Consider the following 15,348-nt stretch of genomic DNA (forward strand, 5'->3'; position numbering starts at 1 on the left):
CGCTTAATAGCTAAAGATTTTGCGATAAATCGCATGACTAAAAAAGGGAAGCTTAGGCTTCCCTTTTTGTTGTTTGTAAGAAAATATAATTTTTTTCGTTTGTTTTTCAAACAACGCTTGCAACTAAAAGTGTGATCTGTATAATGCATCGCACTGGTTAAGCCAGTTGTGAACCAATGAGCAGCGAGGAAAGTGCTGATTCCTACAGAGTAGGGTGAGTACTTAGAATGAATACTCAGCTTATGTTCGCGGTTAATATTATTAGACATTACTCTAATGAGTGATCGTTAGATGTAAATTCTAATATAAGTTAACTGACAATGTGTCCTAATTTTGGACCTATGGTTTCACATAAATCAATCGACATTCTCTCGTTCTTACGGGATTGAGTGGCGATATTGTTTGTGTATTTATTATTGGAGCTCTGTCTCATGCAGAACCAACGTATACGTATCCGCCTAAAAGCATTCGATTACAAATTAATCGATCAGTCTACAGCGGAAATCGTTGAAACAGCTAAGCGCACTGGCGCTCAGGTTCGTGGTCCTATTCCACTACCTACTCGTAAAGAGCGTTTTACTGTTCTTACTTCTCCTCACGTTAACAAAGACGCACGTGACCAGTACGAAATTCGTACTCACAAGCGTTTAATCGACATTGTTGAGCCAACAGATAAAACTGTTGACGCACTAATGCGTTTAGACCTTGCTGCTGGCGTTGATGTTCAAATTAGCCTAGGTTAAGGGGAGATTATTATGATTGGTCTAGTCGGTCGTAAAGTGGGCATGACCCGCATCTTTACCGAAGAAGGCGTTTCTATCCCAGTAACAGTAGTTGAAGTTGAAGTTAACCGTGTTTCTCAAGTGAAAACTGTAGAAACAGATGGCTACAACGCAATTCAAGTTACTTGTGGTTCTAAGAAAGCTAACCGCGTATCTAAGCCTGAAGCTGGTCACTTTGCGAAAGCAGGTGTTGAAGCAGGTCGCGGTCTTTGGGAATTCCGTTTAGAAAGCGGTGAAGAATTCGCAGTTGGCGCTGAGCTAAGTGTTGAAATCTTTAACGAAATCAAAAAAGTAGACGTTACTGGTACATCTAAAGGTAAGGGCTTCCAAGGCGCTGTTAAGCGTTGGAACTTCCGTACTCAAGATATGACTCACGGTAACTCTTTGTCTCACCGTGCTCCGGGTTCAATTGGCCAATGTCAAACTCCAGGTCGCGTATTTAAAGGCAAAAAAATGGCAGGTCACATGGGTGCTGAGCGTTGTACGACTCAAAACCTAGAGATCGTACGTGTTGACGCTGAGCGCAATCTGCTTCTTATTAAAGGTGCAGTACCAGGCTCAACAGGTGGCAACGTGATCGTTAAACCAGCTGTTAAAGCATAACGTCTTAGGAGTATGTAATGGAACTAATGGTTAAAGGTGCTGCGGCACTAACTGTTTCCGAAACTACTTTCGGACGTGAGTTTAACGAAGCTCTTGTACACCAAGTAGTTGTTGCTTATGCAGCAGGTGCTCGTCAAGGTACTCGCGCTCAAAAAACACGTTCAGAAGTATCTGGCGGTGGCGCTAAGCCATGGCGTCAAAAAGGTACAGGCCGAGCTCGTGCGGGTACTATTCGTAGCCCAATCTGGCGTTCAGGTGGTGTTACTTTTGCTGCGAAACCACAAGATCACAGCCAAAAAGTAAACAAAAAAATGTACCGTGGTGCTCTTAAGAGCATTCTTTCTGAGTTAGTTCGTCAAGATCGTCTGATCGTTGTAGACAACTTCTCAGTTGAAGCACCTAAAACTAAAGAGCTAGTTGCTAAGCTTAAAGAGCTTGAGCTTAACGATGTTCTTATCGTAACTGGCGAAGTAGATGAGAATCTATTCTTAGCTGCTCGTAACCTTTACAAAGTTGACGCACGTGACGTTGCTGGTATTGATCCAGTAAGCCTAGTGGCATTCAACAAGGTTCTAATGACTGCAGCTGCAGTTAAGCAAGTTGAGGAGATGCTGGCATGATCAGTGAAGAGCGTCTACTAAAAGTTCTACGTGGTCCTATTATCTCTGAAAAAGCAACGATGGCTGCTGAAGGCAATAACACTATTGTTTTCAAAGTAGCAATCAATGCAACTAAAAAAGAGATTAAAGCAGCAGTAGAAAAGTTGTTTGAAGTTGAAGTTAAGTCTGTAAATACCCTTATCACTAAGGGCAAGACCAAACGTCAAGGTGCACGCCAAGGCCGTCGTTCAGACGTGAAAAAAGCGTACGTAATCTTGAAAGAAGGTCAAGACCTAGACTTCGTTGGCGGCGCGGAATAACAGGAGTAGTTAAAAATGGCTATTGTTAAATGTAAGCCGACTTCCCCTGGTCGTCGTCACGTTGTAAAAATCGTTAACGCTGACCTACATAAGGGTAAGCCATACGCACCTCTTTTAGAGAAAAACTCTAAATCTGGTGGTCGTAACAATAACGGTCGTATTACAGTACGTCACGTTGGTGGTGGTCATAAGCAACACTACCGTCTAATTGACTTTAAACGTACTAAAGATGGCATCCCAGCTATCGTTGAACGTTTAGAATACGATCCAAACCGTAGTGCAAACATTGCACTAGTTCTGTTCGCAGACGGTGAGCGTCGTTACATTATCGCACCAAAAGGTCTTAAAGCCGGCGATACAGTACAATCAGGTGTTGATGCGCCAATCAAAGCAGGTAACTGCTTACCATTGCGCAACATCCCAGTAGGTTCTACTGTTCACTGTGTTGAATTAAAACCTGGTAAGGGCGCGCAAGTTGCACGTTCTGCTGGTGCATACGCACAAATCATTGCTCGTGATGGCGCTTATGTGACATTACGTCTACGCTCTGGTGAGATGCGTAAAGTTCTTTCTGAAGGTCGTGCGACTATCGGTGAAGTTGGTAACTCTGAACACATGCTACGTGAGCTAGGCAAAGCCGGTGCTACACGCTGGCGCGGTGTTCGTCCAACGGTACGTGGTGTTGCAATGAACCCAGTGGATCACCCACACGGTGGTGGTGAAGGTCGTACATCAGGCGGTCGTCACCCAGTATCACCTTGGGGTATGCCAACTAAGGGCTTCAAGACTCGTAAGAATAAATCTACTGACAAGTACATTGTACGTCGTCGTAACAAATAATCTATAAAGAGGAATCGCCATGCCACGTTCTCTCAAGAAAGGTCCTTTTATTGACCTACACTTGCTGAAGAAGGTAGAGAAAGCGGTGGAAAGCGGAGACAAAAAGCCTATTAAGACTTGGTCCCGTCGTTCAATGATCATTCCAACTATGATCAACTTGACCATCGCTGTCCATAATGGTCGCCAGCATGTACCAGTTTTCGTTACAGAAGACATGATTGGTCACAAGCTGGGCGAATTTGCACCTACTCGTACTTATCGTGGCCATGCTGCAGATAAGAAAGCTAAAAAGCGTTAGGAGGTAGAATATGGAAGCTATTGCTAAACATCGTTTTGCCAGCATTTCTCCACAAAAGGCTCGCTTAGTTGCGGACCAAATTCGTGGGAAATCAGTAGACCAAGCTCTTGAAATTCTTACTTTCAGCAACAAAAAAGCTGCAGTATTAATTAAGAAAGTTGTTGAGTCTGCTATCGCAAACGCTGAACACAACGAAGGTGCAGATATCGACGATCTAAATGTCGCTAAAATCTTCGTAGACGAAGGCCCTATCATGAAGCGTATTATGCCTCGTGCTAAAGGTCGTGCAGATCGCATCTTGAAGCGTTCAAGCCACATCACTATCGTTGTAGCTGATCGTTAAAGACTAGGAGATTAAGCAAATGGGTCAAAAAGTACATCCTAATGGTATTCGTCTTGGCATCGTTAAGCCTTGGAATGCTACATGGTTTGCTAGTAGCCAAGAGTTCGCTGACAACCTAGACGGCGACTTCAAGGTACGTCAGTATCTTACTAAAGAACTGAAAAAAGCATCTCTATCACGCATCGTTATCGAGCGTCCTGCTAAGAGCATCCGTGTGACTATTCACACTGCTCGTCCAGGCGTTGTTATCGGTAAGAAAGGTGAAGACGTAGAGAAACTACGCGCAGGCGTAGCAAAAATCGCAGGTGTTCCAGCGCAAATCAACATTGCAGAAGTTCGCAAGCCTGAGCTAGACGCTCAACTTGTAGCTGACAGCATTGCTTCTCAACTAGAACGTCGTGTTATGTTCCGTCGTGCTATGAAGCGTGCGGTACAAAATGCAATGCGTCTAGGCGCTAAAGGCATCAAAGTACAAGTAGGTGGCCGTCTAGGCGGTGCTGAAATCGCACGTTCTGAGTGGTATCGTGAAGGTCGTGTACCTCTACATACTCTACGTGCTGACATTGATTACGCAACTTCTTCGGCTCACACTCAATACGGTGTGATCGGCGTTAAAGTTTGGATCTTCAAAGGTGAAGTTCTAGGCGGTATGCCAGCTGCTAATGCAGTAGAGCCTAAGGCTGACAAGCCTAAGAAGCAGCGTAGAAGCCGTAAGTAAGGAGCTGACTGATGCTACAACCAAAACGTACTAAGTTCCGTAAGGTTATGACTGGTCGTAACCGTGGTCTTGCTAAAGGCACTGAAGTAAGCTTCGGCGACTTCGGTCTTAAAGCTGTAGGCCGTGGTCGTCTAACTGCTCGTCAGATTGAAGCGGCTCGTCGTGCTATGACGCGTCACATTAAGCGTCAAGGTCAAATCTGGATCCGTGTGTTCCCAGACAAACCTATCACAGAAAAACCGCTTGAAGTTCGTCAAGGTAAGGGTAAAGGTAACGTTGAGTACTGGGTAGCCCAAATCCAACCTGGAAAGGTTATGTACGAAATGAACGGCGTACCTGAAGAGTTGGCACGTGAAGCGTTCCGCCTAGCGGCACGTAAACTGCCTATCAAAACTACTTTTGTAACTAAGCAGGTGATGTGATGAAAGCACAAGATCTACGCGAGAAAAACGTTGAAGAGCTTAATGAAGAGCTTCTGAATTTGCTACGTGAACAGTTTAACTTGCGCATGCAAGCTGCGACTGGTCAACTACAGCAAACTCATACTCTGAAAGCTGTACGTCGTGATATCGCACGTGTTAAAACTTTACTGAATGAGAAGGCTGGCGCATAATGAGCGAGAAAATTCGTACTATGCAAGGTCGTGTAGTTAGCGACAAAATGGACAAGTCTATTGTTGTTGCTATTGAACGCATGGTGAAACACCCGATCTACGGTAAATACATCAAGCGCACGACTAAGCTTCACGCACATGATGAAAACAACGAGTGTGGCCTAGGCGATACTGTTGAGATTCGTGAATGTCGCCCACTGTCTAAGACTAAATCTTGGACTTTGGTAAACATTGTAGAAAAAGCAAAAGCTTAATTTGTTGATTCTATAGCGATTCTAAGCGGCTCCGAACTTTTTTTGGAGCCGTTTATTTTTAGACTACCTTTATTTAAAATATGGTGATATAATCCCCATCCCTTTTAAAGAGGCAGCCCGACCCGTGATGGGTCTAGTTTTAAATATTTAGCGGAGCACTAACAATGATCCAAATGCAAAGTACACTTGACGCTGCAGATAACTCTGGTGCGCGCAAGGTAATGTGTATTAAGGTTCTGGGTGGCTCTCACCGCCGTTATGCACATATCGGAGACATCATTAAAGTTACTGTTAAGGAAGCAATTCCTCGCGGTAAAGTTAAGAAAGGTGATGTTCTGAAGGCGGTAGTAGTGCGCACTCGTAAAGGCGTTCGTCGCCCAGACGGTTCTATCATTCGCTTCGACCGTAATGCTTGCGTATTGTTGAATGACACTACTGAGCAACCAGTCGGTACACGTATCTTTGGTCCAGTGACTCGTGAACTTCGTAATGCGAAATTCATGAAAATTGTTTCACTAGCACCAGAAGTTCTGTAAGGAGCGGTAAGATGGCAGCTAAAATCCGTCGTAATGACGAAGTAATCGTTCTTGTCGGTAAAGATAAAGGCAAGAAAGGTAAAGTAACTAAGGTTCTTGAAACTGGTAAAGTTATCGTTGAAGGTATCAACCTTGTTAAAAAGCACCAGAAGCCTGTACCGGCTCTTGGTCAGCAAGGTGGTATTGTTGAGAAAGAAGCAGCAATTGATGCTTCTAACATCGCAATCTACAACGAAGCTACTGGTAAAGCGGACCGTATCGGTTTCCGTTTTGAAGAAGGCAAAAAAGTGCGTTTCTTCAAATCAAACGGCGAAACCATTTCTAACTAATAGATAGAAGCAATTTGGAGTTCTACTATGGCGAAACTGCATGATTACTACAAGTCGTCTGTAGTCGCTGAGCTTACCAAAGAGTTCAGCTACTCAAGCGTCATGCAAGTCCCTAGGGTTGAAAAAATCACCCTAAACATGGGTGTTGGTGAAGCAATCAATGATAAAAAGCTTCTAGAAAACGCTGCTGCCGATATGGCAATTATCTCTGGTCAAAAACCATTGATTACTAAAGCGCGTAAATCTGTTGCTGGTTTTAAAATCCGTGAAGGCTACCCAATCGGTTGTAAAGTAACCCTACGTGGCGAACGTATGTGGGAATTCTTAGAGCGTTTAATCTCTATTGCACTTCCACGAGTACGTGATTTCCGTGGTGTTAGCGCGAAGTCTTTTGACGGTCGCGGTAACTACAGCATGGGCGTTCGCGAGCAAATCATCTTCCCTGAGATCGACTATGATAAAGTTGATCGTGTACGCGGTCTTGATATTACTATCACGACGTCTGCGAATACAGATGCGGAAGGCCGAGCTCTGCTGGCTGCCTTTAACTTCCCATTCCGTAAGTAAGGTGAAGGGTTACTGTTATGGCTAAACAATCTATGAAAGCACGTGAAGCTAAACGTGCAAAACTTGTAGCTAAGTTCGCTGAAAAGCGTTCGGCGCTAAAAGTTCTAATTAGCGATGTAAATGCTTCTGAAGAAGAGCGTTGGGATGCAGTTCTTAAATTGCAAGCTCTACCTCGTGATTCAAGTGCATCTCGTCAGCGTAATCGTTGCAACCAAACTGGTCGTCCACACGGTTACCTACGTAAGTTCGGTTTAAGCCGTATTAAGGTTCGTGAAGCTTGCATGAAAGGCGAGATTCCGGGTCTTCGTAAGGCTAGCTGGTAATTGCCACTTAATCATTTGGAGTAAATCATATGAGCATGCAAGATCCGATTTCGGATATGCTGACCCGCGTTCGCAACGGTCAATCAGCAAATAAAGTTGCTGTTAAAATGCCTTCTTCAAAGCTTAAAGTTGCAATTGCTGCACTACTTAAAGCTGAAGGCTACATCGCTGACTTCGCTGTTGAAGGCGAAATCAAACCTGAGCTAGAAATCACTCTTAAGTATTTCCAAGCTAAACCAGTTATCGAGCAAATCCAACGAGTTTCTCGTCCAGGTCTTCGTGTATACAAGAAGAACGACGCGTTACCATCTGTTATGGGTGGTCTTGGTATTGCTGTTGTTTCTACATCAAAAGGCCTAATGTCTGATCGCGCTGCGCGTAAAGCTGGTCTTGGTGGCGAAATTATCTGCTACGTAGCTTAATAGGAGTAGGATATGTCTCGTGTTGCTAAAGCACCTGTAGTAATTCCTGCTGGCGTAGAAGTTAAACTGAACGGCCAGGAAATCACTATTAAAGGTGGTAAAGGTGAACTAACTCGCGTACTTAACAGTGCTGTAGTTGTTTCACAAGAAGATAACACTGTTGTATTTGGTCCTCGCGAAGGCGTGGCTAATGCTTGGGCACAAGCTGGTACAGCTCGTGCACTAGTTAACAACATGGTTATCGGCGTTAATGAAGGCTTTACTAAGAAGCTAACTCTTAAAGGTGTAGGTTACCGTGCTGCTATGAAAGGCAACTCTGTAGCTCTAACTCTTGGCTTCTCACACCCAGTAGAGCACGCTCTACCAGAAGGTATTAAAGCTGAGTGTCCAACTCAAACTGAGATCGTTTTAACTGGTTGCGATAAGCAAGTAGTTGGTCAAGTTGCTGCGGATATTCGTTCATACCGTCAGCCTGAGCCTTACAAAGGCAAAGGTGTTCGTTACGCCGATGAAATCGTGCGTACTAAAGAAGCTAAGAAGAAGTAGGGTATCACTATGGATAAGAAAGCATCTCGCATCCGTCGTGCTACACGTGCACGTCGTAAGATTGCTGAACTGTGTGCAACTCGCCTTGTAGTACACCGTACTCCGCGTCATACGTACGCTCAGGTAATCGCACCAAACGGCTCAGAGGTTATCGCTGCCGCTTCTACTGTAGAAAAGGCAATCCGTGAGCAAGTTGGAAACACTAGCAACAAAGCTGCAGCTCAAGCAATTGGTAAATTAATTGCAGAGCGCGCTATCGAAAAAGGCATTACTAATGTTGCTTTCGATCGTTCTGGTTTCCAATACCACGGCCGAGTAGCGGCGCTAGCAGATTCTGCTCGCGAAGCTGGTCTGAAATTCTAAGGTAGGGTTGGAAGATGGCTAAAGAACAACAACAAGCTACAGATTTGAACGAAAAGCTAATTGCTGTTAACCGTGTTTCTAAAACGGTTAAAGGTGGTCGAATCTTTAGCTTTACTGCACTAACAGTTGTTGGTGACGGTAATGGTCGTGTAGGTTTCGGTTACGGCAAAGCTCGTGAAGTACCTGCAGCGATTCAAAAATCAATGGAAAAAGCACGTCGTAACATGTTTACGATTGCACTTAACGAAGGTACTCTTCACCATTCTGTTAAAGGTCGCCACACTGGTTCAAAAGTGTACATGCAACCTGCTTCAGAAGGTACAGGTATCATCGCAGGTGGTGCTATGCGTGCAGTACTAGAGGTTGTGGGTGTCCGCAACGTTCTAGCAAAAGCTTACGGCTCTACTAACCCAATCAACGTTGTTCGCGCAACGATTGCTGGTTTAAGTAGCGTTAAGTCACCTGAGATGGTAGCTGCTAAGCGTGGTCTAACTGTTGAATCTATTTCGGAGTAAGTACCATGTCTAAAACTATCAAAGTAACTCAGACTAAAAGCTCTATCGGTCGCCTACCTAAGCACATTTTGTGCCTTAAAGGTCTAGGTCTTCGTCGCATCAACCATACAGTAGAAATTGAAGATACTCCGTGTAACCGCGGTATGATCAACAAAGTTTACTACATGGTTAAGATTGAGGAGTAATCAGAAATGCGTTTGAATACTCTATCACCGGCTGCTGGCTCTAAACCTTCTAAGAAGCGTGTAGGTCGTGGTATCGGTTCTGGCCTAGGTAAAACTGGTGGCCGTGGTCACAAAGGCCAAAAATCACGTTCTGGCGGTAAAGTTCGCGTTGGTTTTGAAGGCGGTCAAATGCCTCTGAAACAACGTTTACCTAAATTTGGCTTTACTTCACGTAAGAGCCTAGTAACTGCAGAAGTTCGTCTAAGCGAACTTGCTAAAGTTGAAGGTAACGTTATCGATCTAAACAGCCTTAAAGCTGCTAACGTAATCACTAAGAACATTGTGTTCGCGAAAGTTGTACTTTCTGGTGAAATCGCTACTGCTGTAACTGTTAAAGGTCTACGCGTAACGAAAGGCGCTAAAGCTGCGATTGAAGCTGCAGGCGGTAAGATCGAGGAATAATCCTCGAAGGATGAGGTACAATGGCAAAGAAACCAGGAAAAGAAGTAAGTAGTGCACAGAACGGCCTAGCTGAACTGAAATCGCGTCTGTTATTTGTTATAGGTGCGCTTTTAGTGTTCCGAGCTGGCTCATTTGTGCCAATTCCTGGGATTGACGCTGCTGTCCTTGCTGATCTTTTTGAACAGCAACAGGGTACCATCATTGAACTGTTTAACATGTTTTCTGGTGGTGCACTGTCTCGTGCCTCAATTCTTGCTTTAGGTATTATGCCGTATATTTCGGCATCTATCGTTGTTCAGCTGTTAACAGTTGTTCATCCACCTCTAGCAGAGTTGAAAAAAGAAGGTGAGTCTGGTCGTCGTAAGATTAACCAGTACACACGTTATGGCACCTTGGTGCTGGCTACATTCCAAGCAATTGGTATTGCAACCGGTCTACCAAGCATGATTCCAGGGTTAGTTGCTAACCCTGACATGATGTTCTATCTGACAGCTACAGTAAGTTTAGTAACTGGTACCATGTTCTTAATGTGGTTAGGTGAACAAATTACTGAGCGTGGCATTGGTAACGGTATATCTTTGATTATTTTCACAGGTATCGTTGCTGGTTTACCACCGGCTATCGGAGAAACGATTCAGCAGGCGCGTCAAGGTGAACTGCACGTGCTTCTTCTATTACTAATTGCAGTTTTATCATTTGCAGTTATCTACTTTGTAGTGTTCATGGAGCGTGGTCAACGTCGTATCGTCGTTAACTATGCGAAGCGTCAGCAAGGCCGTAAGGTATTTGCAGCTCAAAGTACTCACCTTCCATTAAAAATAAATATGGCTGGTGTGATTCCTGCAATTTTTGCATCAAGTATTATACTATTCCCTGGGACATTGGCTCAGTGGTTTGGTGGTAATGGTGAAGGAACATTCGGTTGGTTAACTGATGTTTCCATGGCGTTAAGCCCTGGTCAGCCGTTATATGTAATGCTTTATGCAGCAGCAATTATCTTCTTCTGTTTCTTCTATACAGCGTTGGTGTTTAACCCGCGTGAAACAGCAGATAACTTGAAGAAGTCTGGTGCATTCGTACCCGGAATCCGCCCAGGTGAACAGACTACGAAATATATTGATAAAGTAATGACTCGTCTAACCTTAGCTGGTGCGATGTATATCACCTTTATCTGTCTGATTCCCGAGTTTATGATGATCGCTTGGAACGTACGCTTCTATTTTGGCGGTACTTCCCTACTAATCGTAGTTGTTGTTATCATGGACTTTATGGCACAGGTTCAGACTCATCTGATGTCTCAACAGTATGAGTCCGTGTTGAAGAAGGCCAATCTGAAAGGCTACGGCCGTTAATTTCAGATTCCAATTTTACGGAGTTTAGCAATGAAAGTTCGTGCTTCCGTTAAAAAAATCTGCCGCAACTGTAAAGTTATTAAGCGCAACGGTGTTGTGCGTGTAATTTGCGTTGAACCAAAGCATAAGCAACGCCAAGGTTAATTAGCAGAAATTTTTACTTGATATATTAAGTTAGGCCGAGTATTATTCTCGGCCTACCTTTTGTGTGCAAAAGAAGTAGTTATAGTCGCAACGTATCCTCAACGGGCTTTGTTGCGGCTCTTCTTAAGAAAAAGTACTAGGAGTGAATAGTGGCCCGTATAGCAGGCATTAACATTCCTGATCATAAACATGCAGTAATCGCTTTAACAGCGATCTACGGAATCGGTAAGACTCGCTCTCAAGCTATTTTAGCTGAAGTGGGTATTGCTGAAAATGTTAAGATCAGTGAACTGAATGATGAGCAGATTGATATTCTGCGTGATGGTGTTGCCAAATACACTGTAGAAGGCGATCTACGTCGTGAAGTATCGATGAACATCAAGCGTCTAATGGACCTTGGTTGTTATCGTGGTCTTCGTCACCGTCGCAGTCTACCGTTACGTGGACAGCGTACTAAAACCAACGCACGTACCCGTAAAGGTCCGCGCAAGCCGATCAAAAAATAATCGGATAAGGTAGAGAGTACAATGGCAAAACAACCTACTCGCGCTCGTAAGCGCGTTCGCAAGCAAGTAGCGGATGGCGTAGCGCACATCCATGCTTCTTTCAACAACACAATCGTAACCATTACTGACCGTCAAGGTAACGCACTAGCTTGGGCTACTGCAGGTGGTTCTGGTTTCCGTGGTTCTCGTAAATCTACGCCGTTCGCTGCACAAGTTGCTGCTGAGCGTTGTGGTGAAATGGCCAAAGAATATGGCGTTAAGAACCTTGAAGTTATGGTTAAGGGCCCTGGTCCTGGTCGTGAGTCAACTATCCGTGCATTAAACGCTGCTGGATACCGCATCACAAATATTGTTGATGCTACTCCGATCCCTCATAACGGTTGTCGTCCACCTAAGAAACGTCGCGTTTAAGTTTCGTTTCTAGGAATATTGGAGAAAGAACATGGCAAGATATTTGGGTCCTAAGCTGAAGCTTAGCCGTCGCGAAGGCACAGATTTATTCCTTAAATCTGGTGTACGTGCGATCGATACCAAGTGTAAAATTGATAACGCTCCAGGTGTACACGGCGCTCGTCGCGGTCGTCTATCTGAGTACGGCGTTCAGCTTCGTGAGAAGCAAAAAGTTCGTCGTATGTACGGCGTTTTAGAAAAACAATTCCGTAACTACTACAAAGATGCTGCTCGTATTAAAGGCAACACAGGTGAAAACCTACTTCAACTTCTTGAAGGTCGTCTAGATAACGTAGTTTACCGTATGGGTTTTGGCGCTACACGTGCTGAATCTCGTCAACTAGTTAGCCATAAGTCTATTCTAGTTAATGGTAAAGTAGTTAACGTTCCTTCTTTCAAAGTTGCGGCGAACGATGTTGTTTCTATTCGTGAAAAAGCTAAACAGCAATCACGTATTAAAGCTGCTCTAGAAGTTGCTGAACAACGCGAAAAACCAACTTGGATTGAAGTAGATGCTGGCAAAATGGAAGGTACGTTTAAGCGTCTTCCTGAACGTTCTGATTTGTCTGCCGACATCAACGAACACTTGATCGTCGAGCTTTACTCTAAGTAAGGCTTAAATAAAGAGAGGACACAATGCAGGGTTCTGTAACAGAATTTCTAAAGCCGCGTCTTGTTGACATTGAACAAGTTAGCATGACTCACGCAAAAGTAACTCTTGAGCCGTTAGAGCGTGGTTTCGGCCACACTCTAGGTAACGCTCTACGTCGTATTTTACTATCTTCAATGCCGGGTTGTGCCGTAACTGAAGTAGAAATCGAAGGCGTATTACATGAGTACAGCACCAAAGAAGGTGTTCAGGAAGATATCCTTGAAATCCTTCTAAACCTTAAAGGCCTTGCCGTTAAGGTTGAGGGTAAAGATGAAGTTATCATTACTCTTAACAAGTCTGGTGCAGGCCCTGTTGTTGCAGGTGACATCACCCATGATGGTGATGTTGAGATTGCGAACCCAGAGCATGTAATCTGCCACTTAACTGATGACAATGCTGAAATCAGCATGAGAATCAAGGTAGAGCGTGGTCGCGGCTATGTACCGTCAACAGCGCGTATCCATACTGAAGAAGATGAGCGTCCAATTGGTCGTCTGCTTATCGATGCAACTTACAGCCCAGTAGATAAAATTTCTTACTCGGTTGAAGCGGCACGTGTTGAGCAACGTACTGACTTAGACAAGCTTGTTATCGATATGGAAACAAATGGTACGCTTGATCCTGAGGAAGCTATCCGTCGTGCAGCTACAATTTTAGCTGAGCAACTGGATGCATTTGTAGATCTTCGTGATGTACGAGTTCCTGAAGAGAAAGAAGAAAAGCCAGAGTTCGATCCGATCCTACTGCGTCCTGTAGACGATCTTGAACTAACGGTTCGCTCTGCTAACTGTTTGAAAGCAGAAGCGATTCACTACATTGGTGATCTGGTGCAGCGCACTGAGGTTGAGCTACTTAAAACGCCAAACCTTGGTAAGAAGTCTTTAACTGAAATTAAAGATGTTCTAGCTTCACGTGGTCTTTCTTTAGGCATGCGCCTAGAGAACTGGCCACCAGCGTCTATCGCTGAAGATTAATCAGTTCACTAATTATCTAGTTAGAAGGATTAGGTCATGCGCCATCGTAAGAGTGGTCGTCAACTCAACCGCAACAGCAGCCACCGTAAAGCTATGTTTAGCAATATGGCTTGCTCTTTGGTTCGTCACGAGATTATCAAGACGACTGTACCAAAAGCAAAAGAGCTTCGCCGTGTAGTTGAGCCTTTGATTACATTAGCTAAGATTGACAGTGTTGCTAACCGTCGTCTTGCATTTGCTCGCACTCGTGATAACGAAGTTGTAGCAAAACTATTTACCGAGTTAGGTCCACGCTTTGCACAACGTGCTGGTGGTTACACTCGTATTCTGAAGTGCGGTTTCCGTGCAGGTGATAAAGCGCCAATGGCTTACATTGAGCTTGTAGATCGCCCAGAAGTAGAAGCTGCAGCTGAGTAATCAGAAGTAGTTTCAAGAAAAAACCGAGTCCTAGGACTCGGTTTTTTTGTTTCTGTACTATTGTATTTCGGTTATATTCTCAGTTATTCCGATTTAATACCAATGTAACTAATTAGGTCGTCTATTTATTACGTAGTAAAATCACTTAAGAGTAATACCAATCTACATAAGTATTTGATTATTCTTGCCATTCATCAAGAAAATCTTGAACCTTATCTACCATATTGCTTGAGCCAACGAAGAAAGGTACACGTTGATGTAATTCTGTTGGTTTGATATCTAGAATACGTTGTTCACCATCTGTCGCTTTACCTCCTGCCTCTTCAATCAACATTGCCATAGGGTTGCATTCATAGAGTAGTCGTAGCTTTCCATTTGGGTAAGCTTGAGTGCTTGGGTAAAGATAAATGCCGCCTTTTAATAAATTTCTATGGAAGTCAGCAACTAAAGAACCAATATAACGAGATGTATATGGTCGATTATCTTCAGGCTTCATTTCTTGGCAGTATTTTAAGTATTGTTTAATCCCTTCAGGAAAACGGATGTAATTTCCTTCGTTGATAGAATAAATATTACCATCTTTAGGGATCTTCATATCTTCATGAGATAAACAGAAGACACCAAGTGATGGGTCATAGGTAAAACCATGAACGCCATTTCCTGTGCTATAGACCAACATGGTTGATGAACCATAAATAATATAGCCTGCAGCAACTTGTTGGTTTCCTGGTTGTAGGAAATCTTCTTCTGTAGGAGGTGTACCAATTGGTGAAATACGACGATAAATAGAGAAAATAGTTCCTACAGATACGTTAACATCAATATTTGATGACCCATCTAGTGGATCCATCAATACCACGTATTTAGCGTCTTTATTTAATGCTTTATTAAAGGCAACGGCTTCATCTTCTTCTTCACTAGCTACACCACAGACTTGCCCTCGATTTTCTAATGCTGCCTTGAATTTATCATTAGCGTAAAGATCGAGTTTTTGCTGCTGTTCACCTTGAATATTTTCTTCACCAGAAGCGCCAGTGATATCAACCAGTCCCGCCTTATTTATCTCACGGTTTACAATTTTAGCAGCCAATTTAATTGAACCAATAAGGGAAGAGAGTTCTCCACTTGCATGAGGGAAGTCATGTTGCTTGGCAACAATGAATTCACCGAGGGTTCTTATTTCAGACATAGTTATTCCTTTAATTCTCTGTTATTAGATATCAATGCTAAGTAGGGTTAGGTACTGATTTATTTTT

At 43.7% G+C, this 15,348-nt stretch carries 29 protein-coding genes; 28 read left to right on the top strand and 1 reads right to left on the bottom strand.

Annotation, left to right across the window (positions count from 1 at the left end; translation table 11 throughout):
- Nucleotides 1-431: 431 nt before the first annotated feature.
- The 28 genes from rpsJ (at nt 432) to rplQ (ending at nt 14,092) form a co-directional block, all read left to right on the top strand.
- Complete coding sequence (gene rpsJ / locus PVK70_RS14065; protein WP_005417222.1) at nt 432-743, top strand: 30S ribosomal protein S10; 312 nt, start codon at nt 432-434, stop codon at nt 741-743.
- Nucleotides 744-755: 12 nt separating this feature from the next.
- Nucleotides 756-1,385 carry a 50S ribosomal protein L3 gene (gene rplC, locus PVK70_RS14070; protein WP_060993968.1) on the top strand — a complete coding sequence of 210 codons (630 nt, stop codon included), beginning with the start codon at nt 756-758 and terminating at the stop codon, nt 1,383-1,385.
- 17 nt (nt 1,386-1,402) lie between these two features.
- Nucleotides 1,403-2,005, top strand: a complete 603-nt coding sequence (rplD, locus tag PVK70_RS14075) for a 50S ribosomal protein L4 (protein WP_130048645.1) — start codon at nt 1,403-1,405, stop codon at nt 2,003-2,005.
- Complete coding sequence (rplW, locus tag PVK70_RS14080) at nt 2,002-2,304, top strand: 50S ribosomal protein L23 (protein WP_130045879.1); 303 nt, start codon at nt 2,002-2,004, stop codon at nt 2,302-2,304. Before rplD ends, rplW begins: the two co-directional genes overlap by 4 nt.
- A gap of 15 nt (nt 2,305-2,319) precedes the next feature.
- Nucleotides 2,320-3,144 carry a 50S ribosomal protein L2 gene (gene rplB / locus PVK70_RS14085; RefSeq protein WP_012549153.1) on the top strand — a complete coding sequence of 275 codons (825 nt, stop codon included), beginning with the start codon at nt 2,320-2,322 and terminating at the stop codon, nt 3,142-3,144.
- Nucleotides 3,145-3,163: 19 nt separating this feature from the next.
- Nucleotides 3,164-3,442: a 30S ribosomal protein S19 gene (rpsS, locus tag PVK70_RS14090; RefSeq protein WP_012549154.1), complete on the top strand. Its 279-nt coding sequence runs from the start codon at nt 3,164-3,166 to the stop codon at nt 3,440-3,442.
- A 10-nt stretch (nt 3,443-3,452) separates the two neighbouring features.
- Nucleotides 3,453-3,785: a 50S ribosomal protein L22 gene (gene rplV / locus PVK70_RS14095; protein WP_045103050.1), complete on the top strand. Its 333-nt coding sequence runs from the start codon at nt 3,453-3,455 to the stop codon at nt 3,783-3,785.
- A gap of 19 nt (nt 3,786-3,804) precedes the next feature.
- On the top strand, nt 3,805-4,503 hold the full coding sequence (gene rpsC / locus PVK70_RS14100) for a 30S ribosomal protein S3 (RefSeq protein ID WP_045103049.1): 699 nt from the start codon (nt 3,805-3,807) through the stop codon (nt 4,501-4,503).
- A gap of 11 nt (nt 4,504-4,514) precedes the next feature.
- Nucleotides 4,515-4,925 (top strand): 50S ribosomal protein L16, encoded by a 411-nt coding sequence (gene rplP, locus PVK70_RS14105; RefSeq protein WP_005417237.1) that lies wholly within the window; start codon nt 4,515-4,517, stop codon nt 4,923-4,925.
- Entirely contained in the window at nt 4,925-5,116 is a 192-nt protein-coding gene (gene rpmC, locus PVK70_RS14110) for a 50S ribosomal protein L29 (RefSeq protein ID WP_005417238.1), read from the top strand. The genes rplP and rpmC overlap by 1 nt, the downstream gene beginning before the upstream one ends.
- A complete protein-coding gene (gene rpsQ / locus PVK70_RS14115; RefSeq protein ID WP_130048646.1) occupies nt 5,116-5,370 on the top strand; it encodes a 30S ribosomal protein S17 in 255 nt (84 codons plus the stop codon). The genes rpmC and rpsQ overlap by 1 nt, the downstream gene beginning before the upstream one ends.
- 164 nt (nt 5,371-5,534) lie before the next feature.
- On the top strand, nt 5,535-5,906 hold the full coding sequence (gene rplN / locus PVK70_RS14120) for a 50S ribosomal protein L14 (protein WP_005417241.1): 372 nt from the start codon (nt 5,535-5,537) through the stop codon (nt 5,904-5,906).
- An 11-nt stretch (nt 5,907-5,917) separates the two neighbouring features.
- Nucleotides 5,918-6,235 (top strand): 50S ribosomal protein L24, encoded by a 318-nt coding sequence (gene rplX, locus PVK70_RS14125; RefSeq protein WP_130045881.1) that lies wholly within the window; start codon nt 5,918-5,920, stop codon nt 6,233-6,235.
- A gap of 27 nt (nt 6,236-6,262) precedes the next feature.
- The gene (rplE, locus tag PVK70_RS14130) at nt 6,263-6,802 is read left to right on the top strand and encodes a 50S ribosomal protein L5 (RefSeq protein WP_130045882.1); all 540 of its coding nucleotides are present in this window, start codon (nt 6,263-6,265) and stop codon (nt 6,800-6,802) included.
- Between the two features lie 17 nt (nt 6,803-6,819).
- Entirely contained in the window at nt 6,820-7,125 is a 306-nt protein-coding gene (rpsN, locus tag PVK70_RS14135; RefSeq protein ID WP_130045883.1) for a 30S ribosomal protein S14, read from the top strand.
- A 29-nt stretch (nt 7,126-7,154) separates the two neighbouring features.
- The gene (gene rpsH, locus PVK70_RS14140; RefSeq protein ID WP_130045884.1) at nt 7,155-7,547 is read left to right on the top strand and encodes a 30S ribosomal protein S8; all 393 of its coding nucleotides are present in this window, start codon (nt 7,155-7,157) and stop codon (nt 7,545-7,547) included.
- A 12-nt stretch (nt 7,548-7,559) separates the two neighbouring features.
- Nucleotides 7,560-8,093: a 50S ribosomal protein L6 gene (gene rplF / locus PVK70_RS14145; RefSeq protein ID WP_130048647.1), complete on the top strand. Its 534-nt coding sequence runs from the start codon at nt 7,560-7,562 to the stop codon at nt 8,091-8,093.
- A 9-nt stretch (nt 8,094-8,102) separates the two neighbouring features.
- The gene (gene rplR, locus PVK70_RS14150) at nt 8,103-8,456 is read left to right on the top strand and encodes a 50S ribosomal protein L18 (protein WP_130045886.1); all 354 of its coding nucleotides are present in this window, start codon (nt 8,103-8,105) and stop codon (nt 8,454-8,456) included.
- Between the two features lie 14 nt (nt 8,457-8,470).
- Entirely contained in the window at nt 8,471-8,971 is a 501-nt protein-coding gene (gene rpsE / locus PVK70_RS14155) for a 30S ribosomal protein S5 (protein ID WP_045103039.1), read from the top strand.
- A gap of 5 nt (nt 8,972-8,976) precedes the next feature.
- The gene (rpmD, locus tag PVK70_RS14160; RefSeq protein ID WP_130045887.1) at nt 8,977-9,156 is read left to right on the top strand and encodes a 50S ribosomal protein L30; all 180 of its coding nucleotides are present in this window, start codon (nt 8,977-8,979) and stop codon (nt 9,154-9,156) included.
- A gap of 6 nt (nt 9,157-9,162) precedes the next feature.
- Nucleotides 9,163-9,597 carry a 50S ribosomal protein L15 gene (gene rplO, locus PVK70_RS14165; RefSeq protein ID WP_130045888.1) on the top strand — a complete coding sequence of 145 codons (435 nt, stop codon included), beginning with the start codon at nt 9,163-9,165 and terminating at the stop codon, nt 9,595-9,597.
- A gap of 20 nt (nt 9,598-9,617) precedes the next feature.
- Entirely contained in the window at nt 9,618-10,949 is a 1,332-nt protein-coding gene (gene secY / locus PVK70_RS14170) for a preprotein translocase subunit SecY (protein WP_130048648.1), read from the top strand.
- 30 nt (nt 10,950-10,979) lie between these two features.
- The gene (gene rpmJ, locus PVK70_RS14175) at nt 10,980-11,093 is read left to right on the top strand and encodes a 50S ribosomal protein L36 (protein ID WP_005417265.1); all 114 of its coding nucleotides are present in this window, start codon (nt 10,980-10,982) and stop codon (nt 11,091-11,093) included.
- Between the two features lie 149 nt (nt 11,094-11,242).
- Complete coding sequence (gene rpsM, locus PVK70_RS14180; protein WP_130045890.1) at nt 11,243-11,599, top strand: 30S ribosomal protein S13; 357 nt, start codon at nt 11,243-11,245, stop codon at nt 11,597-11,599.
- Between the two features lie 21 nt (nt 11,600-11,620).
- A complete protein-coding gene (gene rpsK / locus PVK70_RS14185; RefSeq protein WP_005303517.1) occupies nt 11,621-12,010 on the top strand; it encodes a 30S ribosomal protein S11 in 390 nt (129 codons plus the stop codon).
- Between the two features lie 31 nt (nt 12,011-12,041).
- Nucleotides 12,042-12,662 (top strand): 30S ribosomal protein S4, encoded by a 621-nt coding sequence (gene rpsD, locus PVK70_RS14190; RefSeq protein ID WP_045103035.1) that lies wholly within the window; start codon nt 12,042-12,044, stop codon nt 12,660-12,662.
- 23 nt (nt 12,663-12,685) lie between these two features.
- Nucleotides 12,686-13,675 (top strand): DNA-directed RNA polymerase subunit alpha, encoded by a 990-nt coding sequence (locus PVK70_RS14195; protein ID WP_130045891.1) that lies wholly within the window; start codon nt 12,686-12,688, stop codon nt 13,673-13,675.
- A gap of 36 nt (nt 13,676-13,711) precedes the next feature.
- Nucleotides 13,712-14,092, top strand: coding sequence for a 50S ribosomal protein L17 (rplQ, locus tag PVK70_RS14200; protein WP_130045892.1), 381 nt, complete (start codon nt 13,712-13,714; stop codon nt 14,090-14,092).
- A gap of 178 nt (nt 14,093-14,270) precedes the next feature.
- On the opposite strand, the gene fbp is transcribed toward rplQ, so the two are convergent.
- The gene (gene fbp, locus PVK70_RS14205; protein WP_130048649.1) at nt 14,271-15,281 is read right to left on the bottom strand and encodes a class 1 fructose-bisphosphatase; all 1,011 of its coding nucleotides are present in this window, start codon (nt 15,279-15,281) and stop codon (nt 14,271-14,273) included.
- Between the last annotated feature and the right edge of the window lie 67 nt (nt 15,282-15,348).

Origin of the sequence: Aliivibrio sp. A6 (assembly GCF_028765505.1) — a bacterium.
Taxonomy (GTDB): domain Bacteria; phylum Pseudomonadota; class Gammaproteobacteria; order Enterobacterales; family Vibrionaceae; genus Aliivibrio; species Aliivibrio finisterrensis_A.

Excerpts from the sequence above, each read along its gene's own strand:
- rpmJ (WP_005417265.1), top strand. The coding sequence starts at position 10,980 with ATGAAAGTTCGTGCTTCCGTTAAAAAAATCTGCCGCAACTGTAAAGTT.
- rplW (WP_130045879.1), top strand. The coding sequence starts at position 2,002 with ATGATCAGTGAAGAGCGTCTACTAAAAGTTCTACGTGGTCCTATTATC.
- rplF (WP_130048647.1), top strand. The coding sequence starts at position 7,560 with ATGTCTCGTGTTGCTAAAGCACCTGTAGTAATTCCTGCTGGCGTAGAA.
- rpsJ (WP_005417222.1), top strand. The coding sequence starts at position 432 with ATGCAGAACCAACGTATACGTATCCGCCTAAAAGCATTCGATTACAAA.
- rpsN (WP_130045883.1), top strand. The coding sequence starts at position 6,820 with ATGGCTAAACAATCTATGAAAGCACGTGAAGCTAAACGTGCAAAACTT.
- rpsK (WP_005303517.1), top strand. The coding sequence starts at position 11,621 with ATGGCAAAACAACCTACTCGCGCTCGTAAGCGCGTTCGCAAGCAAGTA.
- rpsH (WP_130045884.1), top strand. The coding sequence starts at position 7,155 with ATGAGCATGCAAGATCCGATTTCGGATATGCTGACCCGCGTTCGCAAC.
- PVK70_RS14195 (WP_130045891.1), top strand. The coding sequence starts at position 12,686 with ATGCAGGGTTCTGTAACAGAATTTCTAAAGCCGCGTCTTGTTGACATT.
- rplV (WP_045103050.1), top strand. The coding sequence starts at position 3,453 with ATGGAAGCTATTGCTAAACATCGTTTTGCCAGCATTTCTCCACAAAAG.
- fbp (WP_130048649.1), bottom strand. The coding sequence starts at position 15,281 with ATGTCTGAAATAAGAACCCTCGGTGAATTCATTGTTGCCAAGCAACAT.
- rpsD (WP_045103035.1), top strand. The coding sequence starts at position 12,042 with ATGGCAAGATATTTGGGTCCTAAGCTGAAGCTTAGCCGTCGCGAAGGC.
- rplC (WP_060993968.1), top strand. The coding sequence starts at position 756 with ATGATTGGTCTAGTCGGTCGTAAAGTGGGCATGACCCGCATCTTTACC.
- rpsE (WP_045103039.1), top strand. The coding sequence starts at position 8,471 with ATGGCTAAAGAACAACAACAAGCTACAGATTTGAACGAAAAGCTAATT.
- rplB (WP_012549153.1), top strand. The coding sequence starts at position 2,320 with ATGGCTATTGTTAAATGTAAGCCGACTTCCCCTGGTCGTCGTCACGTT.
- rpsQ (WP_130048646.1), top strand. The coding sequence starts at position 5,116 with ATGAGCGAGAAAATTCGTACTATGCAAGGTCGTGTAGTTAGCGACAAA.
- rplD (WP_130048645.1), top strand. The coding sequence starts at position 1,403 with ATGGAACTAATGGTTAAAGGTGCTGCGGCACTAACTGTTTCCGAAACT.
- rpsC (WP_045103049.1), top strand. The coding sequence starts at position 3,805 with ATGGGTCAAAAAGTACATCCTAATGGTATTCGTCTTGGCATCGTTAAG.
- rpmD (WP_130045887.1), top strand. The coding sequence starts at position 8,977 with ATGTCTAAAACTATCAAAGTAACTCAGACTAAAAGCTCTATCGGTCGC.
- rplO (WP_130045888.1), top strand. The coding sequence starts at position 9,163 with ATGCGTTTGAATACTCTATCACCGGCTGCTGGCTCTAAACCTTCTAAG.
- rplR (WP_130045886.1), top strand. The coding sequence starts at position 8,103 with ATGGATAAGAAAGCATCTCGCATCCGTCGTGCTACACGTGCACGTCGT.
- rpsS (WP_012549154.1), top strand. The coding sequence starts at position 3,164 with ATGCCACGTTCTCTCAAGAAAGGTCCTTTTATTGACCTACACTTGCTG.
- rplN (WP_005417241.1), top strand. The coding sequence starts at position 5,535 with ATGATCCAAATGCAAAGTACACTTGACGCTGCAGATAACTCTGGTGCG.
- rplE (WP_130045882.1), top strand. The coding sequence starts at position 6,263 with ATGGCGAAACTGCATGATTACTACAAGTCGTCTGTAGTCGCTGAGCTT.
- rplQ (WP_130045892.1), top strand. The coding sequence starts at position 13,712 with ATGCGCCATCGTAAGAGTGGTCGTCAACTCAACCGCAACAGCAGCCAC.
- rpmC (WP_005417238.1), top strand. The coding sequence starts at position 4,925 with ATGAAAGCACAAGATCTACGCGAGAAAAACGTTGAAGAGCTTAATGAA.
- secY (WP_130048648.1), top strand. The coding sequence starts at position 9,618 with ATGGCAAAGAAACCAGGAAAAGAAGTAAGTAGTGCACAGAACGGCCTA.
- rplX (WP_130045881.1), top strand. The coding sequence starts at position 5,918 with ATGGCAGCTAAAATCCGTCGTAATGACGAAGTAATCGTTCTTGTCGGT.
- rplP (WP_005417237.1), top strand. The coding sequence starts at position 4,515 with ATGCTACAACCAAAACGTACTAAGTTCCGTAAGGTTATGACTGGTCGT.